Consider the following 19,592-nt stretch of genomic DNA (forward strand, 5'->3'; position numbering starts at 1 on the left):
AGGTATGTTACTTGAGGAGGAAATCAGTATGAATTTACCGAAAGCATTTGAAGAGAAAATGAAACTGCTTCTAAAAGAAGAGTTTGAAGATTATATTGCATGTTACGAAGAACCACGTTTTTATGGACTGCGCGTAAATACCGCAAAGATTAGTGTAGAAGAATTCAAAAAGATCTGTCCTTTTGAAATTCATCCGATTCCGTGGATTGAGAATGGATTTTATTATGACGGCGATCAGATACAGCCGTCAAAACATCCGTATTATTACGCAGGGCTTTACTATCTGCAGGAACCAAGCGCCATGACTCCGGCAAATCGTCTTCCGGTCAGTCCGGGAGAACGGGTTTTGGACGTCTGTGCGGCTCCGGGAGGAAAGGCCACAGAGCTTGGAGCGAAACTTGCAGGGGACGGAGTGCTTGTTGCCAATGATATTAGTAATTCCAGAGCGAAAGGTCTTTTAAAGAATCTGGAAGTATTTGGTGTGAAAAATATGCTGGTACTCAGTGAAGAGCCCGGAAAGCTGATTGATTATTTTCCAGAATATTTTGATAAGATACTGATTGATGCACCGTGTTCCGGAGAAGGGATGTTTCGCAAAGATAAGAAAATGGTGAAGGCATGGGAAGAACATGGTCCTGAGTTTTTTGCGAAGCTTCAGAGAAGCATTATCACGCAGGCAGCACAAATGCTGCGTCCGGGTGGTATGATTTTATATTCTACTTGTACATTTGATGCAATGGAGAATGAAGGTACGATAGAATATCTGCTGACGCAGTATCCGGAATTCGAAATCTGTGAGATTGCTCCTTATGAACATTTTGTAAAAGGAATGCCGGAGACAACCATGTCCGGTAATCCGGAATTTGAAAAGACGGTTCGTATTTTTCCGCATAAAATGCACGGGGAAGGACATTTTCTTGCGCTGTTGAAAAAGAAGGGGACAAAAGAGCAGCAATCTCAGGGAAAGAAGAATAAAAAGCCAACAGCGATTCCGGAACCTCTGGAAATGTTTTTTAAGGATACCGAATGGAAGCTGGAAGGCGACCGGCTTGAAATTCACGGCGAGCGGGTATATTATATGCCGGAGCAGATTCCGGACGTGAGAGGACTGCGGTTTTTGCGGACAGGATTGTATCTTGGCGATTTGAAAAAGCAGCGTTTTGAACCAAGTCAGGCGCTGGCGATGGCATTTACGAAGGAGGAATACCATCATTGCATTTCTCTAAAAGCAGATGACGAGAGGGTAATTAAGTATCTGAAGGGAGAAACACTGGAAGTGGATGATCTTGTGACAGGAAAAGACAAGGGATGGCAGCTTGTACTGGTAGACGGATATCCGCTGGGATGGGGAAAACTGAGCAATGGAACACTTAAGAATAAATATCTGCCAGGCTGGAGATGGATGTCATCATGATGAGATTAGATAAATTTCTTTCAGAAATGGGCGTGGGAACGCGCAGCGAATTAAAAAAAGCAATCCGTGCCGGTGCAGTGCAGATTGACGGAAGAACAGCGTTAAGACCGGAAGAAAAAGTGGAACCAGAACAACAGGAAATTACTTATCAGGGAAAACAGATCGGTTATGTCCAATATGAATACTATATGTTAAATAAACCGGCTGGCGTGATTTCTGCAACGGAAGATGCAGCTGCCAGAACAGTGTTAGATCTTATTGGGACAAAAAAACGAAAAGATCTTTTTCCGGTGGGAAGACTTGATAAGGATACGGAAGGTCTTTTGCTGATCACAAATGACGGGGATCTGGCTCACCGTCTGCTGTCACCGAAAAAGCATGTAGATAAAGTTTATTTTGCACGGATCGCAGGCAGGGTTACAGAGGAAGACAAGGAAGCATTTGCACTTGGCGTAGACATCGGAGATGAGAAATTAACGCTTCCGGCAAAACTTCAGATCCTGTGTTCCGATGAAGTTTCAGAAATCGAGCTGACAATCCGGGAGGGAAGATTTCATCAGGTAAAACGAATGTTTGAGGCAGTCGGAAAAGAAGTAATCTATCTGAAACGCCTGTCTATGGGACAACTTGTTTTGGATGATTCACTTGCCGCGGGAGCTTACCGGGAACTTACAAAGGAGGAATTGAATTTATTATGCTAAACGAAATCGATGCAGTTTTATTCGATCTGGACGGGACGCTTCTGGACTCTATGTGGGTATGGGAGGATCTGGATCAGATTTATATTGAGAAATACCATTTGACGATCCCGGAAGATTTTTACACAAAAATGGAAGGAATGAGCTTTACCGAGACTGCCCGTTACTATCTGGAAACCTTTCCGCAGATTGATCGGACAATCGAGGAGCTGAAAGCAGAATGGAATGAGATTGCGATGGACTGTTATACGAAAGAAGTTGCAGCAAAGCCGGGGGCAGAGAATTTCCTGAGAGAGCTTCGGGAAAGGGGAATCCGCACTGCAATTGCCAGCAGTAATTCAAGAGAACTGATTGAAGCATCTTTAAAAGCGCATAAAATGGATCATCAGATTGAAGCGATCACAACAAGCTGTGAGGTAAATGCCGGAAAACCTGCGCCGGATGTATATTTAAAATCAGCCGAGAAGCTGGTGTTGTTCCGGAACGCTGCCTTGTTTTTGAAGATGTGCCAAATGGAATTCTGGCGGGAAAGAATGCCGGCATGAAAGTTTGTGCAGTTTATGACGAGTTTTCGGCTTGTCAGGATAAAAGGAAAAAAGAATTGGCGGATTACTACATCCGCAGTTATGATGAAATAAAAAATCAGACATACGAGGTATTATAAATGAGACAGGGATTTTTACCGGTCACGAGAGCAGATATGGAAGCACGCGGATGGGACCGGGTGGATTTTGTATATGTATCAGGAGATGCATATGTGGATCATCCATCTTTTGGGCATGCAATTATTACGAGAGTGCTGGAGTCCAGAGGGTATCGTGTTGGCATCATTGCACAGCCGGATTGGAAAAAGAAAGAAAGTATTGCTGTATTTGGAGAACCACGGCTTGGATTTTTAGTTTCTTCCGGGAATATGGATTCTATGGTTAACCATTATTCCGTATCAAAAAAGCGAAGAAAGACAGATGCTTATACACCGGGCGGTATTATGGGAAAACGTCCGGATTATGCAGCGGTTGTCTACGGTAATCTGATTCGCCAGACTTACAAGCATACTCCGATTATTCTCGGAGGAATCGAAGCGTCTCTTCGCCGGCTTGCCCACTATGATTACTGGTCAGACAAGTTAAAGCGTTCGATACTTTTGGACGCTCAGGCGGATTTGATTTCTTACGGAATGGGCGAACGCTCTATTATAGAAATTGCAGAAGCACTGGATGCCGGAATCGCTGTGCAGGATATCACTTATATTGACGGAACTGTTTGTAAAGTGAAAAGCAAAGATCTGATTTATGACGCGGAATATCTTCCGTCTTATGAAGAGCTTCAGGAAGATAAGATGAATTATGCGCGCAGTTTTTATCAGCAGTACAATAATACAGATCCATTTACCGGAAAGCGCCTTGCAGAGCCATATGGAGAGCATTTGTATGTAGTGCAGAATCCGCCGGCAAAGCCGCTGACACAGCAGGAAATGGATGATGTCTACAGTCTTCCGTATATGCGGACATACCATCCGGATTATGAGAAAGAAGGAGGCGTTCCGGCAATTTCAGAAGTGAAGTTTAGTCTGATCAGCAACCGGGGATGCTTCGGTTCCTGCAGCTTCTGTGCGCTGACATTTCATCAGGGAAGGATTATTCAGACAAGAAGTCATGAATCCCTTCTGCAAGAAGCAGAAATGTTCACAAAAGATCCGGAATTTAAAGGTTATATCCATGATGTAGGCGGACCTACAGCGAACTTCAGAGCGCCGGCATGTGATAAGCAGCTGACACATGGTGCATGCAGGCACAGACAATGTCTGTTCCCAACACCGTGTAAGCAGTTAAAAGCCGATCATAGTGATTACCTGAGTCTTTTGAAAAAACTTCGCGAGATTCCAAAAGTAAAGAAAGTCTTCATTCGTTCCGGTATCCGGTTTGATTATGTTCTTGCAGATCGTAATGACAGATTTTTAAAAGAATTATGTCAGTATCATGTCAGCGGTCAGCTGAAAGTTGCGCCGGAACATGTGTCAGATCAAGTGTTGGAATTGATGGGGAAACCAAAGAATTCCGTTTATCAGACTTTTGTAGAAAAATATTATGACATGAATAAAAAACTTGGCAAAGAGCAATATCTTGTGCCGTATCTGATGTCATCCCATCCGGGTTCGACTATGAAAGAGGCAGTGAAACTGGCGGAATATCTGAGAGGACTCGGCTATATGCCGGAACAGGTGCAGGATTTTTATCCGACGCCGTCAACGATTTCTACCTGTATGTATTATACAGGTGTGGATCCGCGTACAATGAAACCGGTTTACGTACCGAAAAATCCGCACGAAAAGGCGATGCAGCGGGCGTTAATCCAATATCGTGATCCGAAGAATTATGATTTGATTCTGGAAGCATTAAAAATGACGGGAAGAATGGATCTTGTAGGATTTGGTCCGAACTGCCTGATTCCACCGCGAAAGTTGGAACATACCGGAAGACAAAATGGAAAAAAAGCAACTTCTTATGCGAAAAGCAAAGCAGGAGCAAATCATTATAAAGAAAAAAATGCGAAGCGCAAACCAATTCGGAATGTGCATAAAAAGAAGGAACGATAGAAATGAAAATTGCAGTTGTAACAGGAGCATCTTCTGGGTTTGGACGCATTTTTGTGTCAGAACTCCAGAAATGCTGTAAAACATTAGATGAGATATGGGTAGTTGCAAGAAGAAAAGAACGCCTGATGGAACTTGCAGAAAAAGCATCAATTCCGATACGAGTGTTTGAAGCAGATCTTAGCAAAAAGAGTTGGGATCGGGAATTTGCAGAGTCTTTAAGATCAGAGAATCCAACCGTTCGAATTTTAATTAATTGTGCGGGATACGGAAAGACCGGGAATTGTGGAGAGCTTGGCGTGGATGAGCAGCTTGGCATGATCGATGTGAACTGCAGGGCTCTGACAAAAATGACATTGTTATGTATGCCCTATCTTGGAAGTTACGGAAGAATTATCCAGGTTTCTTCGGCAGCAGCATTTGCACCTCAGCCAGGATTTGCAGTTTACGCAGCGAGTAAAGCCTATGTACTCAGCTTTTCCAGAGCGCTTCGGGAAGAAGTGGCTCCAAAGGGGATTTCTGTCACAGCAGTCTGTCCGGGACCATCAGAAACGGAATTTTTTCTTCGAGCAGGGAAGGGGATTGATGGAATAAAAAAAAGAACAGCGATCGCGCCGGAGCGAATCGTCAGACAGGCGCTGGAAGATGCCAGAAAGAGACGTGATGTTTCTGTCTGCGGCATGCCAATGAAGGGCGCCCGGATTGCCTGTAAGCTCCTTCCGCATAGTGTGATTACGAAAGTGATGGCACGGTTCTGATATAGAGTTAGGATTTGCATAGAAAAGACACTCAGAAAACAAAAGAAGAGGTGAATATGAATATGAAAATATCAGGCGGCGAGGCTGGGTATATCAAATATAGAAAACGGGTACTTACTATCAAGCTTCTGTTAGAAGCTGGCATCATTGCGGGACTTTTGATACTTGGCTATACACAGACTGGTACAAGAAAAAATCTGCTGACAATCGTGGCGATTATCGGCTGCCTTCCGGCATCGAAGATTGCTGTATTATTATTGACAATTTTGCCGTACAAAACAGTTTCTAAAAATATCATCACTGATCTTGAAGAGAAAGTAGCATTGTTGACAAAAGTATATGATACGATACTGACAAGTACAGAGAAAATTTTACCAGTAGACTGTTTCGTTATTTCAGGCAATACGATTTGCGGTTATGCTTCCCACAAGAAAGCAGATCCTGCTTATACTGCAGACTTTATCAAACAAATATTAAAACAAAATGGCTATGAAGGGATTTCAGTAAAAATTTTCCGGGAATATCATGCATTTCTGACAAGGGCAGAAGGGATGAACAAAATTGCATCTGTGGAAAGAACCCAGGTAAAAGATTTGGAAAATGGACTCAAACAACTTCTGGTCAATATATCAATGTAAGGAAGAACAATATGCGGGAAATTATAATTTCTGCCAATGAGGCGGCGCAGAGAATGGATAAACTGCTATTTAAGTATTTGAATGAAGCGCCAAAGAGCTTTGTTTACAAAATGCTTCGCAAAAAAAATATCGTATTAAATGGAAAAAAAGCGGATGGCAGCGAAAAACTTTGTCCTGGAGACAGTATACGGCTGTATCTGGCGGAAGAAACACTGGAAAAGTTTTCAAAAGTACGGGTACAGCGGGTATCATCAAAACTTAATATTATCTATGAGGATAACAATATCATTCTGATTAATAAACCTGTCGGGATGCTTTCACAGAAGGCAAAGCCGGAGGATGTATCGGCAGTGGAACATCTGATTTCTTATCTGTTAGAAAAAGGGGAACTGACAGAAGAAACATTGCGAAGTTTCCGGCCTTCTGTCTGCAATCGGTTGGATCGAAATACGAGTGGTTTGCTTGCGGCCGGCAAAAGTCTTGCAGGGCTTCAGACATTAAGCGAACTGTTCCGGGATCGAAGTCTGAAAAAATATTATCGCTGTATCGTTTCCGGACAGGTAAGAGAAGGATGTCGAATTTCCGGATGGCTTACAAAAGATGCTAAAACGAATAAAGTAACTATTTCCAAAGAAAAAACAGCAGATGCTTCTAGAATTGAAACAGAATATTATCCGGTTAAGATTGGAACAGCTGCCACACTATTAGAAGTTCACCTTATTACAGGAAAAACGCATCAGATCAGGGCGCATCTGGCATCTCAGGGGCATCCGATTCTCGGAGATTTTAAATATGGAATTACAGGAGAAAATCAGAAATACCGGAAAGCGTATGGGATTCAGTCTCAATTACTGCATGCTTTTCGATTAGAATTTCCGGAAATTGACGGGCCGCTTTCTTATTTGAGCGGAAAGATTTTTACAGCAGATATTCCGGAAACTTTTCACAAGGTATGCAGGGGAGAGGGGCTGTAGATGAGTACATGGAATTCAAGAGGGCTTAGGGGATCAACACTGGAAGAATTTATTAATCGTACGAATGAATATTATCTCAGCAGGCATCTTGCGCTGATCCAGAAGATTCCAACGCCGATCACGCCTGTGAAGATTGATAAAACACAGCGTCATATCACGTTGGCGTATTTTGATCAGCGAAGTACGGTGGACTATATTGGAGCAGTTCAGGGGATACCGGTCTGTTTTGATGCGAAAGAATGTAATCAGGATACGTTTCCGATGCAAAACATTCATGAACATCAGGTTACATTTATGAGGGAATTTGAGGAACAGGGAGGAATTTCTTTTTTGATTATTTATTACAGTATGCGGGATGTTCTTTATTACATGCTATCGGGAAGTAAAAGAGTTCTGGGAACGTGCCAAGAACGGCGGGCGAAAGAGTATACGGTTTGAAGAACTTACAGATGCACACTTTATGAAAGAGCGAAAAGGATTTCTTGTTCCGTATCTGGATGCGATTCAAAATGATCTGGATGAGCGGGATACAGAACAGTAATATATCCGGCGGGGGGATAGCGACACAGATGATTTGCAGTTAAATTTACTGAAAAGACAAAAGGGGAGATTTGCATGGATCAGACATTACATACTCCGGAAGGAGTCAGAGACATTTATCAGAAAGAATGCAGAAAAAAATTGGAATTGGAGCGGAAACTTCATCAGGCAGCAGTTCTATATGGCTATCAGGATATACAGACACCGATGTTTGAATACGCAGATGTATTTCAGAAAGACATAGGAACCGTTCCGTCAAAAGAGCAGTATAAGTTTTTTGACCGGGAGGGAGAAATTCTGACGTTAAGACCGGATATGACACCGGCGATTGCAAGAGCAGCAGCCGGATTATATGAAACAGGAGACATGCCGCTAAGACTTTGTTGTTTTGGAGAAACTTTTGTGAACCATAGCAATCAGCAGAGGGGGCAGAACATTTCAGCGCAGCTGGATGCAGAGCTGATCGGAGTCGGAACAGCGGATGCAGATGTGGAAATGCTGGCAATGGCATTCGATTGTCTGAAAGAATCCGGCCTGAAACAATTCCATGTTACGCTTGGACATGTGGGATTTTGCCAGGGGTTAATGGAAGCAGCTTGTTTATCAGGGGAATCGGAACGGTTACTGAGGGAATATCTTCGGAATGGAAATGCCTCCGGAATCAAGATGCTTTTGAACCAGTCTAAGGTCGGAAATGAAATAAAAGAAGCATTTGAAAAACTTGAAGAATTGCATGGAACAGCAGAAATACTGAAAATTGCGCGCAAATATGCGCCGGTCGGAAAAGCTATGGAGGCTATTTCCAGATTGGAAAAAGTTTTCGAGCTTCTAAAACTTTACGGAATCGAAGAAATATCTTTTGATCTTCGTATGACCGGGAAGTATGGCTATTATACCGGAATGATCTTTCGAGCCGAAACCGGAGAAGTATCCGGAGATCTCATGCGGGGCGGACGGTATGACCATCTGCTTGAGAAATATGGAAAATCCCGCCCGGCTGTTGGATTTACCATAAATATAGATAGACTTTTGGAGGCGCTCGAAAAACAGGAAGTTTCTATGGACGGGGAAATGGATCGTACAATCGTATTATTTCTTCCGGAACGGCAGCAGGAGGCAATTGAACTTGTGCAGGAATTCCGCAGTTTGAAAAAGCAGACAGAACTCATTGGGAAACGGCCGGAATGTGCCCTGGAAGAATACTGCCGTTATGGACTTGAACATTTTGCCGGACGTCTGATTTATTTAAAAGAAGGAAAACTGATCGAAGTACACAATTTACTGACAAATGAACAGCAGACGATTACAGCAGAGGAAGAGTAACAGGAGAAGGAGATAAGAAAATGACATATAAGAGAATCATCCATGTATTTTTATTAAAGATGGGAGAGCGGTGAAATGGTTTGATAATCCGGAAATAGTCGATGAAGATCCCATTGCACTGGCCAAATTTTATAATCTGCACGGGGCAGATGAACTTCTTGTATTTGATCTTTCTGATGATGATGAAGAACATGATGATACAATCGATCTGATCAAGAAAATGAATCGGGCAATTCAGATTCCGACCATTGTGGGAGGAAATATCCGCAGAGCGGAAGATGTGAAAAAAATCCTGTATGCGGGAGCGAAAAGAGCTATTTTGAATCTTGCAAAATCTTCGGCAGTTGAATTGTTTGAGGAAGTATCTTTAAAATTTGGCAAAGAACGAATCGCAGTCTCTTTGAATGATTTTGATGCATTGTTTAAACAACAGCATTTGATTGAAGAATACTGCAGTGAAATTCTATTTATGCACAGACTCGATCTGGATTCTATTATTAATATTACGAAAAAACCGTGTATTGTATTGACTGATACGATGGATGAGGAAGAATTAATCCAGATTTTAAAAAGTCAGAGTGTTATGGGACTGTCTGGAAAATATGTCAGCAGCAGAGAAATGGACTTTGAAGGATTTAAAGAGAAATGTACAGAAAAGGAAATCAAAATGGCATCCTTTGAAAGTCAGATGGATTTTGCCGAGTTTCAGTTGAACAGTGAAGGACTGCTGCCGGTGATCGTACAGAATTATAAGACAGATGAAGTTCTAATGTTTGCTTATATGAATGAGGCTGCGTTTGATCAGACAATTAAAACCGGACGGATGACGTACTTCGATCCGAACAAAGAGCTTTTGTGGACAAAGGGAGAAGCAGACGGACATTTTCAGTTTGTAAAATCACTGATCATCGAATGTAATAAAGAAAGTCTTCTTGCAAAGGTAGATCCGGTAGGGCCGACCTGTCAAAGCGGGAATCCATCCTGCTTTCATCAGTCTATTGTAGGAAGCGATTATGATGAAACAAACCCACGCCAGGTTTTGGAACGGGTGTATGATACCATTCGTGACCGGAAAGAAAATCCAATCGAAGGTTCGTATACAAATTATTTGTTTGAAAAAGGCATTGATAAAATTTTGAAAAAAGTAGGCGAAGAATCTACAGAGCTGATTATTGCGGCGAAAAACCCAAATCCGGAAGAAATTAAATATGAGCTTTCAGATTTTCTCTATCATGCAATGGTGCTGATGGTGGAAAAGGGAGTTACCTGGGAAGAAGTTATCCGGGAATTGGCAGATCGTTAAAGTTATTGGTTAAGTTCGTATAAAGAAAAAAGAGAGGGCATATACTGCTGTAACGTGGTATATGCTCATTTTATATAAAGGGGGGAGCAGCATGAACGAAACAGAGAAACGCCGGCGGCAGCTTTTGCGTCAGGCAAGAGAGCTTTACCGGGATGCCGGCGAGACAATTCCGGCAATTCATCCGAGATACCGGGCTGCTTATGAGAGTATTTATGGTACTGATACAGAAGAAACGATCCAAGGTACATTTGGGATACGGGTAGTCATCTGTGTAATGATTTTTGCTGTGTTTGTGTTGACGGATTATAAGGGAACAACGATCTGTAATCTAAATAGTCAGGAAATTACAGAGCAGATTCAAATTCAGTCCCATATAGCTAACGTCATAAAGGAAAGTCAAAATCCATAGGGAAATTAATGTTTTTGTAATGTCTTTGTAGTAGATTTGCATTTTTTCTCTGCTATAATTGCACTCTATGATAGGAGAGTGCATATGAGAGTTTTGAGAAACCGCTTCCTTCTGTTTGGAGGCATCATATATTTGATATATTTAGCAGTATATATTTTATTACGAAGACCGCTGCCCGGACATATTGAAATAAGAGCATGGGTATCTGTTCTCTTACTTATTATCGCGATTGTTGGCGGGATGCTCTGGCTTTTGTCATTAATCCGGATAATTGCAGGGAAATTTACCAACATCGGCTGGAAACGATATGCCGTGAAAGGACTGGCAGTCATATGCAGTATGATAGTCATAAGCGGCGCGGTTATGTTCGGCAGGATACTTCTTTCAGAGATTCCGGATGAGACAATGAGTACCAGGGGAATACTCCTTGTCAGTGTTCAGGAATCAAAAGACTCTATGAGACTGTACTATTGCGAAGAAGTGAACATATTTTTGAGAAGGAAGCTTTCAGCAGAGGATTTTCGTCAGACGCAGCGCTAATCAATATTGATGTGCAGTAGTTTATATATTCTTTAGATTTTCTGCATAGTTCTTTTCTTGTGAAATGAAAAAAAAGAGACTATAATAATAAAACAGAACGAATACTAGCAGGAAAGGAAGACGTGCAGATGCTTCAGATACAACATATCTGTAAAGAATATAAAACGGGAAAGTTTATCCAAAAAGCTTTGGATGATGTGAGTCTGAATCTGAGAGAGAATGAATTTGTTGCAATTCTCGGGCCAAGCGGCTCTGGAAAAACGACATTACTTAACATTATCGGAGGTTTGGACCGGTATGACAGCGGAGACCTTGTCATCAATGGTATCTCTACGAAAAAATACAAAGATCGCGATTGGGATTCTTATCGGAATCACACGATCGGTTTCGTATTTCAAAGCTATAATCTGATTCCACATCAAAGTGTACTGGCGAATGTGGAATTAGCACTGACTATTTCCGGAATCGGAAAAGCAGAGAGAAGAGAACGAGCTAAGGCAGCGCTTGAAGAGGTTGGGCTTGGAGAACAGCTTCACAAAAAACCAAATCAAATGTCAGGAGGACAGATGCAGCGAGTCGCTATTGCAAGAGCGCTTGTCAATGATCCGGATATTCTTCTGGCAGATGAACCGACAGGAGCGCTTGACAGCGATACAAGCATACAGGTAATGGAGCTTTTGAAAAAGGTAGCAAAGGACCGTCTTGTTGTTATGGTAACGCATAATCCGGAATTAGCGGAAGACTATGCGACAAGGATTGTAACATTGCGTGATGGGAAGATCCGGTCAGACACAAATCCGTTTGAAGTGGATGAGAAAGAACAGGCTGTGCCGGAACATAAGAACATGGGAAGATCTTCCATGTCTTTTTTGACTGCATTGTCGCTTAGTTTTCATAATCTCCGGACAAAAAAAGCCAGAACACTTCTGACTTCTTTTGCAGGTTCGATCGGAATTATAGGGATTGCATTGATTCTGGCTTTATCAGCAGGTGTGGATGCATACATCAAATCTATTGAAGAAGATACCTTATCAGAATATCCGGTACAGATTCAAAGCACCGGAGTAGATGTTACTTCCATGATGATGATGGAATCGGATGGAGGAACAGAGGAGAAAAAGGAAAGCGAAATCAATGTCATCGATATGGTAACAAATATGTTTTCCAAAATGAACTCCAATGATTTAACTTCTCTGAAAGCCTATCTGGACAGCAGTAACAGCGGCATTGATAATTATGCGAAGTCCGTAGAGTATGGTTATGGAATCACTCCGCAGATATATCGCATACAGGGGGACTCTGTCCGGCAGGTACATCCGGATAAGTCGTTCTCATCTCTTGGACTTGGATCAGCTGCCGGCTCTAACAATTTAATGTCCGCGATGATGAGTACAAATGTGTTTTATGAAATGCCGGAATGTAAGGCTTTGTATGAGAAACAGTATGATGTGAAAGCCGGACGGTGGCCGGAAAAAGAGACGGAGTGTGTGCTTGTCCTTACCGGCAATGGAGATATCAGTGATTTTATGCTCTATACGCTTGGACTGCGCAACCCACTGGAATTGGATGAAATGATCCGGCAGTTCATAGAGGAAGAGCCGGTTGTGACACCTGAATTATCTAACAATTATTCTTATAATGAGATTCTTGGAACTACATTTAAACTTGTCAATGCAGCAGATTATTACCAGTACGACAGGGAATATCATGTCTGGAAGGACAAATCAAATGATGACGATTATATGAAGAAGATTGTGGAATCCGGAGAGAATCTGGAAATTGTCGGTATTGTACAGCCTTCTGATGATGCCAACAGCGCAATTCTTATGCCTGGAATCGCTTATCCTCACGGACTGGCTTTGCATGTAGCAGAAAATGCGGCAAACAGCCAGATTGTAAAAGAACAGCTTGCAGAGAAAGAGACAGATGTTTTTACAAAAAAAGCGTTTGGCGCTGAAGCGGAAGAAAAAACGCCTGATATAAATTCCCTATTTTCTGTTGACGAAAATGCATTGAAACAAGTCTTTGGATTCGATGAAAATGTATTATCGGGAGGGCTGGAGCGTGTCTTTAGACTTCCGGCGAATGGTGAAAACAGTAATCATACACTTGATTTGTCAGGCATGATAGATTTCAAAGATCTGTTAATCAAACTTCCGGATCATTCTCCGATTACAATGGATGAGATTCTTGAAAACCTTGATATTACAATAACACCGGAGCAGCTGAAACAAATGTCGATAACATTTTTGGAGGGGTATAAAGCATACGTTGCGGCGCATCCGGAAGCAGACTATTCTCAGCTTGGGGAGCAATTTCTGACATTCCTTCAGACCGCGGAAGCGAAACAGATTTTGGCAGAACATATTCAGAATATGATTGAATCCGGGGGAAGTATTACTGTATCAAAAGAACAGCTCCAGCAGCTTATCCGGGATGTCATGTCAGGATATGAGAAATATGCTCAGGAAAATCAACTGACAGATCCTGATAAGTTTGATGAATACTTGATCCAATATTTACAGACACCACAGGCGCAGCAGATTTTGAATGCGTGGGCAGAAGAGCATTTAAAGCCAAATGGAGATATTACTGTCTTACCAGAGCAATTGGAAGCTTTGACGAAAGATCTGGTAAACAGTTACAGCAGTTACGCAGCGGAAAATCATCTGCCTGATCCGGGACGGATGGAAGAGCATTTTCTTGCGTATTTAAGTACAGATCAGGCAAAAGAAGCATTGATGGCGGGAATTTCCGGTATGATTGATACCGGAAAGCTGGAATCTGTTATTTCATCTTCTTTGAAAGAATATATGGGAGAAGTAATGGAATCTTACAGTACAGGGCTTTCAGAAGTAATCCAAACACAGGCGGCAGCTGTTACGTCACAAATCATAGAACAGATTGCCGGAAGTATGAAATCAACGATAACACGTTCTATGAATCAGTTAAGCAGTATGATGGAGCAGGCAGTTACTATCGATGGAGAAGCTTTTCTGAATGCATTTCAGATGAAAATGACTGGCGAGGAGTTGGCAGAGCTTTTGCTCACAACGACTAAGGAAACTGCTGCATCTTATGAAAATAACTTGAAGCGTCTTGGATATGTGGAATTTGACGAACCGGTAACAGTTAGTATTTATCCAAAAGATTTTGAGAGTAAGGAAGAAGTTGTTCAGATTCTTAATACTTATAATCAGCGAATGGAAGATGCCGGAAAAGAAGAACAGGTCATTACCTATACTGATATGGTAGGAACATTGATGTCATCGGTAACAGATATTATTGATGTAATCAGCTATGTATTGATTGCCTTCGTAGCAATTTCTTTAATTGTATCTTCTATTATGATAGGTGTCATTACTTATATTAGCGTTCTGGAGCGGAAAAAAGAAATTGGAATCCTGCGTGCAATCGGAGCTTCCAAAAATAATATTTCTCAAGTATTTAATGCAGAGACATTTATTATCGGACTGTGTGCGGGAATCATTGGAATTGGGTTGACATTGCTTATGCTTATTCCCGGAAATGCACTCATTCATCATCTGGCAGGGACAGATGAGATTAATGCCGTACTTCCGGTAATTCCTGCTGTGATTCTGATTCTGTTAAGCGTGATTCTCACTTTGCTTGGAGGATTGCTGCCGTCCAGAAAAGCAGCGAAAAGCGATCCGGTAACAGCATTGCGGACAGAGTAATCATTTGAAACGATAACATCCTCATTGAAAAGTGCTAAAAGCGTCGGAGAATATTCTTTTTCAAAAGATTCCCGGCGGCTTTTAGCACTATTTCTGATCTACCTCATTCATGTAACGAATCAGGCGGAAAATCTGACTCGTATAGCCCCATTCATTATCGTAGAAACTAATCAGCTTGAAGAATTGAGAATTTACCTGGATTCCTTCCCGTGCATCAAAAATAGATGCATGTGAATCACCGATGAAATCGGAGGAAACAACCTCATCATCCATGTAATCAAGAATTCCAGACAAGTAGGTGTTGGATGCCTCTTTCATTTTTACACAGATATCTTCATAAGTCGTCTGTTTCTTTAAAGCAACGTTTAAATCTACAATGGAGACATCTGACGTTGGTACGCGGTAAGAGATACCGCTCATTTTGCCTTCCAGTGACGGAATTACAAGGGAGATTGCCTTTGCAGCTCCTGTGTTTCAAGTTCTCCCTGAAAACGACCAAAAACTGAATCGAAACGGATCATATATTCCATATATTTCAAATCGGCATTGCGGACATTGATGCCGCATAATGTAAATTCTTCCGGTTTACTAAGTGCGATTCGGAGTGCCACACGTCCGATACGTCCAAATCCATTGATTCCGATCATAATTGCCATATCAAATACCTCCTGTCAAAAACGTACTCCTTTGCAAATAATGTAATGCATTTCGAATACATTAAAAAAAATAATTATCTGTAAGTTATCGGAAGTATAGCATAATTGTTTGACAAAAGCTATAGTTGAACCATTAATTAATAATTTAACGCGTTAGTTAATTAACTTTCAAATAGTACATTGGACGATACTAATTTCACTCCTTTTATTTTATATTGACACAAATTATTAGTTAGTATATACTAACTAACGGATAATCTGACATTTTTACAAAAAGACAAAGCGGTCAGTGAAGAAATATCAAAAAGCAAAAAAGGAGTTTTATTTCATGAACAAAACTATTGACAAATTATTAATTAGCTCTATTATAATTATGACAGTGACTGGATTTACATTGAGTTTAGCCGGTGAGTTATTTATTATGATTATGCTGCATAAACTTTCAGCTGTTTTGTTTTTAGCGCTTAGTATCATGCATGCATTGCAATACCGGAGGAGAAAAATAAGAAAGAAGGAATTATCAAAATGATTACAACAGTTTTGTGGGATGTAGACGGTACATTGCTTGATTTTGCAGCCGCAGAGAAAGCAGCAATCCGAAAGCTTTTTGAAGAATATCACTTAGGAGAATGTACGGATGAGATGCTCCTGCGATATTCCGGAATTAATAAAACATATTGGGAACGGTTAGAGCGGGGAGAAATTACAAAAGCAGAAGTACTTGTCGGCAGATTTCAGGAATTTTTTGAACAGGAAGGCATCGATAGCGCAATTGCCTCGGAATTTAATCAGAAATATCAAATCTGTCTTGGAGATACGATTGTATATCATGACAATAGTTTTCAGATTGTAAAATCACTGCAGGGCAAAGTCAGACAGTATGTAGTATCAAACGGAACAATAATTGCTCAGACAAAGAAGTTAAATCGTTCTGGGCTGGGAGCTTTGATGGACGGTATTTTTTTATCAGAACAGATTGGCGCTGAAAAACCGAATTTAGAATTTTTCGACAAAGTGTTTGAATCCATTGGAGAGATTGACAGAAATCAGACAATAATCATTGGAGATTCATTAACAAGTGATATATGCGGTGGTAATCGCGCAGGGATTATTACATGTTGGTACAATCCTGAAAAGACAGAAAAAAGAGAACATGTCCATGTAGATTATGAAATTACAGATCTCCACGAAGTGTATCGGATTCTCTCATAAAGTGATTGAATAAAAATGCAGAACAGGATATAATAGCGCTAAGAGAATTTTTAGAATACGGTACAAATTTGGAGGAGAGATGGAACGAGAAAACTGGTGGGAACACAAAAAAGGACTTCTTTTAGCAATTATGGCGTTGGCATGGCCGACGTTATTGGAACAGTTTCTGCAGACGCTTGTGCAGTACATTGATTCTGCAATGGTTGGAAGAATTGGAGCAGAAGCAACCGCAACTGTGGGAATAAGTACAACCGTAACATGGCTTGTAAATGGTCCCCTTTTTGCAATGGGAATTGGGTTTATGGCATTCATTTCAAGAGAGATGGGCGCAAAATCCTATGAGAAAGTGAAAGAAGCATCTGTGCAATCGGTTGTAGTAACGATTGCAGCCGGTGTTGTTGTCGGAATTGTTACACTTGCAATCAGTCCGCTGCTTCCGATATGGATGGGGGCAGAGGAAGCGATCCGCAGAAATGCTTCAATTTATTTCGCAATCATATGCCTCCCGATGCTGTTTCGAAGTGCGATTATTATATTTGGAGCAGTATTAAGAGCAGTCGGAGACACAAAAACACCAATGTATGTGAATGTATGCATGAATCTTGTGAATATTGTAATGAACTATATTTTTATTTACGATTCCAGAGTCATTACAATTGGCAGTATGAAGATTAAGATGTTTGGATTCGGATATGGAGCGGTAGGAGCCGGAATTGGAACTGCGATTTCATTTATCGTAGGCGGTATTTTTATGACAGTTGCACTTTATAAAAATAAATATGTTTCACCGGCAGGATGCAAGATCCGTGCGGAAAAAGATATTTTGCAGCCAATTATCCGTATCGGATTTCCTGTAGCGATGGAGCGTATAGCAACTTGTCTTGGTCACGTTGTATTTGCTTCATTGGTAACAGGGCTGGGAACCGTTTCTTTTGCAGCACATTCCATTGCTTTGACAGTAGAACAGGCTTTTTACATTCCGGGATATGGGATGCAGACAGCTGCCGCTACGCTTGCAGGAAATTCCATTGGAGCAAAAGATCAGAAGCGGCTGCATGAGTTGACGAGAATGCTGATGGTAATTATCATAATCATTATGGCATTATCCGGAGCATTGCTTTTTGTACTGGCTGCTCCGCTTCTTGGAATCTTTACAAAAGATACGGAAGTAATCGCACTTGGAACGGTTGTTCTTCGCATGGTAGCAGTATCTGAGCCGCTATTTGGCGTATTGATCATTTTGGAAGGTATTTTTAACGGTGCAGGAGATACTGTAAAACCATTTTACTATGCACTTTTCAGTATGTGGGGCGTCAGAGTATTATTTACATATCTTTCTTTAAATGTATTTCATCTGGGATTATATGCAGTATGGGCATGTATGATTGCCAATAATGTTACACTCGCCACCTTCTTTATCATCAGATATTTTAGAGGAGAGTGGAATCCACTAAATAAAATCATTGAGAACGAATAGGAGATGAGAAGATTTATGAACTTTATATATCCGGCAGTAATCCGAAAAAAAGAAAACGGAGGTTACCATGCATTTTTTCCGGATCTGGCCTGCTGTGAAGCAGAGGGAGATTCCGTTGATGATGTAATTGATCGTGCAAATGAAGCTGCTGCCACATGGATCATGGCAGAATTCGAAGAAGAAGAACCGGAATTTCCACCGGTTTCAGATATGCATGATATCGTTTTACAGGAAGGGGATCTGGTAAGAAATATTTCTGTAAATTACCGATTCAGAGATGGATGGGATGAATAAAAAATAATATTATTATTTTAAGGAGGTTTTATCATGAAACAATTATGCGAAAAAGTAGCTATCGTAACAGGTGCGGGACAGGGCATCGGCAAAGGAATTGCACTGTGTCTGGCGAAACGAGGTGTGAAAGTAGTTGCAACCGGACGTCGTCTGGAGCCGATTGAGCAAACAATTGCAGAAATCAAAGCGCTTGGCGGTGATGGACTTGCAATGAGCTGTGATTCAGCAGATCGTGCCCGTGTGGAAGAGGTTGTGAAAACTACAGTAGAAACATTCGGAGCGATTGACGTGATTGTTAATAATGGTCAGGCAATTGTACCGTCAGCTCCGGTAGAAGAAACAACCCATGAAAGTATGGTAAAAGCATGGGAAAGTGGTGTGATCGGTTCTTTGAATTATATGCAGGCAGCATTTCCTTATATGAAAGAGCAGCACGAAGGAAGAATCATCAACTTTGCTTCTGCCACAGGAATGTTTGGAATTGCAGGTCAGTTAGCATATGGTTCTAACAAAGAAGCGCTTCGTGGATTAACAAAAATTGCCGCAAAAGAATGGGGTCAGTATGGCATTTGTGTCAATATCGTTCTTCCGGGCGCAGAATCTCCTGCTGCAAAAGCGTGGGCAGAAAAATTCCCTGAAGAATATGCAAAACAGGTAAATCTCAATCCAATGAAACGATTTGGTGATCCGGAAAATGATATTGCACCGGTGATTGCGTTTCTTGCCGGTCCGGATTCCTGCTATTTTTCAGGACAGAGCGTAATTGTAGACGGTGCAAACTCTATTATGCCATAGAATAATTAAAGTAAATTCTAAGTTAAGAATAGAGCGGAATTTTAGAAATCCCGCTCTATTTTTGTTTGCGCGCCATGGGCGCGCTCTAACGGGTGCAAGTCCCGAACATGCCCAGGTAGTGGGAAGTGTATAGCTGAACAGCAAGGGTGTCCATCGTGAGGTGGAATCTGAAGGAAGCTGTAGGCAAACCTCTGGTCCGACGGACAGAAATCGCATAGAAGGCTGGGTTCCGAGAGATAAGTTGGCAAAATACAACGAAGTCGGATTACT

General features: G+C 41.4%; 19 protein-coding genes and 2 pseudogenes. 19 read left to right on the plus strand and 2 right to left on the minus strand.

Features of this window, described 5'->3' with window-relative positions; all coding sequences use genetic code 11:
• Nucleotides 1-28 precede the first annotated feature (28 nt).
• The 14 genes and pseudogenes from DWX73_RS04460 (at nt 29) to DWX73_RS04520 (ending at nt 14,888) form a co-directional block, all read left to right on the plus strand.
• Complete coding sequence (locus DWX73_RS04460; RefSeq protein WP_118347252.1) at nt 29-1,414, plus strand: RsmF rRNA methyltransferase first C-terminal domain-containing protein; 1,386 nt, start codon at nt 29-31, stop codon at nt 1,412-1,414.
• Nucleotides 1,411-2,115 carry a pseudouridine synthase gene (locus DWX73_RS04465; protein WP_242996621.1) on the plus strand — a complete coding sequence of 235 codons (705 nt, stop codon included), beginning with the start codon at nt 1,411-1,413 and terminating at the stop codon, nt 2,113-2,115. The genes DWX73_RS04460 and DWX73_RS04465 overlap by 4 nt, the downstream gene beginning before the upstream one ends.
• The gene (locus DWX73_RS04470) at nt 2,109-2,657 is read left to right on the plus strand and encodes an HAD family hydrolase (protein WP_330413470.1); all 549 of its coding nucleotides are present in this window, start codon (nt 2,109-2,111) and stop codon (nt 2,655-2,657) included. Before DWX73_RS04465 ends, DWX73_RS04470 begins: the two co-directional genes overlap by 7 nt.
• Nucleotides 2,618-2,776 carry a hypothetical protein gene (locus DWX73_RS15475; RefSeq protein WP_334294649.1) on the plus strand — a complete coding sequence of 53 codons (159 nt, stop codon included), beginning with the start codon at nt 2,618-2,620 and terminating at the stop codon, nt 2,774-2,776. The genes DWX73_RS04470 and DWX73_RS15475 overlap by 40 nt, the downstream gene beginning before the upstream one ends.
• Entirely contained in the window at nt 2,777-4,708 is a 1,932-nt protein-coding gene (locus tag DWX73_RS04475) for a YgiQ family radical SAM protein (RefSeq protein ID WP_118347257.1), read from the plus strand.
• Nucleotides 4,709-4,710: 2 nt separating this feature from the next.
• Nucleotides 4,711-5,463, plus strand: coding sequence for an SDR family NAD(P)-dependent oxidoreductase (locus DWX73_RS04480; protein ID WP_118347259.1), 753 nt, complete (start codon nt 4,711-4,713; stop codon nt 5,461-5,463).
• A gap of 56 nt (nt 5,464-5,519) precedes the next feature.
• Nucleotides 5,520-6,101: a hypothetical protein gene (locus DWX73_RS04485; protein WP_118347261.1), complete on the plus strand. Its 582-nt coding sequence runs from the start codon at nt 5,520-5,522 to the stop codon at nt 6,099-6,101.
• Between the two features lie 11 nt (nt 6,102-6,112).
• Nucleotides 6,113-7,075, plus strand: a complete 963-nt coding sequence (locus tag DWX73_RS04490; protein ID WP_118347263.1) for an RluA family pseudouridine synthase — start codon at nt 6,113-6,115, stop codon at nt 7,073-7,075.
• Nucleotides 7,076-7,523: pseudogene (locus DWX73_RS04495) on the plus strand (Holliday junction resolvase RecU); the annotation flags it as partial.
• Nucleotides 7,524-7,690: 167 nt separating this feature from the next.
• The gene (hisZ, locus tag DWX73_RS04500; protein ID WP_118347265.1) at nt 7,691-8,938 is read left to right on the plus strand and encodes an ATP phosphoribosyltransferase regulatory subunit; all 1,248 of its coding nucleotides are present in this window, start codon (nt 7,691-7,693) and stop codon (nt 8,936-8,938) included.
• Nucleotides 8,939-8,958: 20 nt separating this feature from the next.
• Nucleotides 8,959-10,241: pseudogene (gene hisIE, locus DWX73_RS04505) on the plus strand (bifunctional phosphoribosyl-AMP cyclohydrolase/phosphoribosyl-ATP diphosphatase HisIE).
• Between the two features lie 91 nt (nt 10,242-10,332).
• A complete protein-coding gene (locus DWX73_RS04510) occupies nt 10,333-10,650 on the plus strand; it encodes a hypothetical protein (protein ID WP_118347268.1) in 318 nt (105 codons plus the stop codon).
• An 84-nt stretch (nt 10,651-10,734) separates the two neighbouring features.
• The gene (locus DWX73_RS04515) at nt 10,735-11,190 is read left to right on the plus strand and encodes a hypothetical protein (RefSeq protein WP_118347270.1); all 456 of its coding nucleotides are present in this window, start codon (nt 10,735-10,737) and stop codon (nt 11,188-11,190) included.
• A 128-nt stretch (nt 11,191-11,318) separates the two neighbouring features.
• Nucleotides 11,319-14,888, plus strand: coding sequence for an ABC transporter ATP-binding protein/permease (locus DWX73_RS04520; RefSeq protein WP_118347273.1), 3,570 nt, complete (start codon nt 11,319-11,321; stop codon nt 14,886-14,888).
• Between the two features lie 87 nt (nt 14,889-14,975).
• On the opposite strand, the gene DWX73_RS14745 is transcribed toward DWX73_RS04520, so the two are convergent.
• Nucleotides 14,976-15,308, minus strand: a complete 333-nt coding sequence (locus DWX73_RS14745) for a hypothetical protein (RefSeq protein WP_330413472.1) — start codon at nt 15,306-15,308, stop codon at nt 14,976-14,978.
• Nucleotides 15,309-15,328: 20 nt separating this feature from the next.
• Nucleotides 15,329-15,544, minus strand: a complete 216-nt coding sequence (locus DWX73_RS14750; protein ID WP_330413473.1) for a glyceraldehyde 3-phosphate dehydrogenase NAD-binding domain-containing protein — start codon at nt 15,542-15,544, stop codon at nt 15,329-15,331.
• Between the two features lie 328 nt (nt 15,545-15,872).
• Between DWX73_RS14750 and DWX73_RS04530 the strand changes: the two genes are divergently transcribed.
• From DWX73_RS04530 to DWX73_RS04550, 5 genes are all read left to right on the plus strand, one after another.
• The gene (locus tag DWX73_RS04530) at nt 15,873-16,073 is read left to right on the plus strand and encodes a hypothetical protein (RefSeq protein WP_118347275.1); all 201 of its coding nucleotides are present in this window, start codon (nt 15,873-15,875) and stop codon (nt 16,071-16,073) included.
• Complete coding sequence (locus DWX73_RS04535; protein WP_118347277.1) at nt 16,070-16,756, plus strand: YjjG family noncanonical pyrimidine nucleotidase; 687 nt, start codon at nt 16,070-16,072, stop codon at nt 16,754-16,756. Before DWX73_RS04530 ends, DWX73_RS04535 begins: the two co-directional genes overlap by 4 nt.
• Before the next feature lie 79 nt (nt 16,757-16,835).
• Nucleotides 16,836-18,233, plus strand: coding sequence for an MATE family efflux transporter (locus tag DWX73_RS04540; protein ID WP_118347279.1), 1,398 nt, complete (start codon nt 16,836-16,838; stop codon nt 18,231-18,233).
• Between the two features lie 15 nt (nt 18,234-18,248).
• Nucleotides 18,249-18,527, plus strand: a complete 279-nt coding sequence (locus DWX73_RS04545; protein WP_118347281.1) for a type II toxin-antitoxin system HicB family antitoxin — start codon at nt 18,249-18,251, stop codon at nt 18,525-18,527.
• A 33-nt stretch (nt 18,528-18,560) separates the two neighbouring features.
• Entirely contained in the window at nt 18,561-19,322 is a 762-nt protein-coding gene (locus DWX73_RS04550; RefSeq protein WP_118347283.1) for an SDR family NAD(P)-dependent oxidoreductase, read from the plus strand.
• Nucleotides 19,323-19,592 lie beyond the last annotated feature (270 nt).

The sequence above is a fragment of the Coprococcus sp. AF21-14LB genome, assembly GCF_003458885.1.
In the GTDB taxonomy this organism is placed as follows: domain Bacteria; phylum Bacillota; class Clostridia; order Lachnospirales; family Lachnospiraceae; genus UBA9414.

What these genes read in the sequence shown, in the direction of transcription:
- DWX73_RS04460 (WP_118347252.1), top strand. Translation starts at nt 29, where the DNA reads ATGAATTTACCGAAAGCATTTGAAGAGAAAATGAAACTGCTTCTAAAA.
- DWX73_RS04465 (WP_242996621.1), top strand. Translation starts at nt 1,411, where the DNA reads ATGATGAGATTAGATAAATTTCTTTCAGAAATGGGCGTGGGAACGCGC.
- DWX73_RS04470 (WP_330413470.1), top strand. Translation starts at nt 2,109, where the DNA reads ATGCTAAACGAAATCGATGCAGTTTTATTCGATCTGGACGGGACGCTT.
- DWX73_RS04475 (WP_118347257.1), top strand. Translation starts at nt 2,777, where the DNA reads ATGAGACAGGGATTTTTACCGGTCACGAGAGCAGATATGGAAGCACGC.
- DWX73_RS04480 (WP_118347259.1), top strand. Translation starts at nt 4,711, where the DNA reads ATGAAAATTGCAGTTGTAACAGGAGCATCTTCTGGGTTTGGACGCATT.
- DWX73_RS04485 (WP_118347261.1), top strand. Translation starts at nt 5,520, where the DNA reads ATGAATATGAAAATATCAGGCGGCGAGGCTGGGTATATCAAATATAGA.
- DWX73_RS04490 (WP_118347263.1), top strand. Translation starts at nt 6,113, where the DNA reads ATGCGGGAAATTATAATTTCTGCCAATGAGGCGGCGCAGAGAATGGAT.
- hisZ (WP_118347265.1), top strand. Translation starts at nt 7,691, where the DNA reads ATGGATCAGACATTACATACTCCGGAAGGAGTCAGAGACATTTATCAG.
- DWX73_RS04510 (WP_118347268.1), top strand. Translation starts at nt 10,333, where the DNA reads ATGAACGAAACAGAGAAACGCCGGCGGCAGCTTTTGCGTCAGGCAAGA.
- DWX73_RS04515 (WP_118347270.1), top strand. Translation starts at nt 10,735, where the DNA reads ATGAGAGTTTTGAGAAACCGCTTCCTTCTGTTTGGAGGCATCATATAT.
- DWX73_RS04520 (WP_118347273.1), top strand. Translation starts at nt 11,319, where the DNA reads ATGCTTCAGATACAACATATCTGTAAAGAATATAAAACGGGAAAGTTT.
- DWX73_RS14745 (WP_330413472.1), bottom strand. Translation starts at nt 15,308, where the DNA reads ATGAGCGGTATCTCTTACCGCGTACCAACGTCAGATGTCTCCATTGTA.
- DWX73_RS14750 (WP_330413473.1), bottom strand. Translation starts at nt 15,544, where the DNA reads ATGGCAATTATGATCGGAATCAATGGATTTGGACGTATCGGACGTGTG.
- DWX73_RS04530 (WP_118347275.1), top strand. Translation starts at nt 15,873, where the DNA reads ATGAACAAAACTATTGACAAATTATTAATTAGCTCTATTATAATTATG.
- DWX73_RS04535 (WP_118347277.1), top strand. Translation starts at nt 16,070, where the DNA reads ATGATTACAACAGTTTTGTGGGATGTAGACGGTACATTGCTTGATTTT.
- DWX73_RS04540 (WP_118347279.1), top strand. Translation starts at nt 16,836, where the DNA reads ATGGAACGAGAAAACTGGTGGGAACACAAAAAAGGACTTCTTTTAGCA.
- DWX73_RS04545 (WP_118347281.1), top strand. Translation starts at nt 18,249, where the DNA reads ATGAACTTTATATATCCGGCAGTAATCCGAAAAAAAGAAAACGGAGGT.
- DWX73_RS04550 (WP_118347283.1), top strand. Translation starts at nt 18,561, where the DNA reads ATGAAACAATTATGCGAAAAAGTAGCTATCGTAACAGGTGCGGGACAG.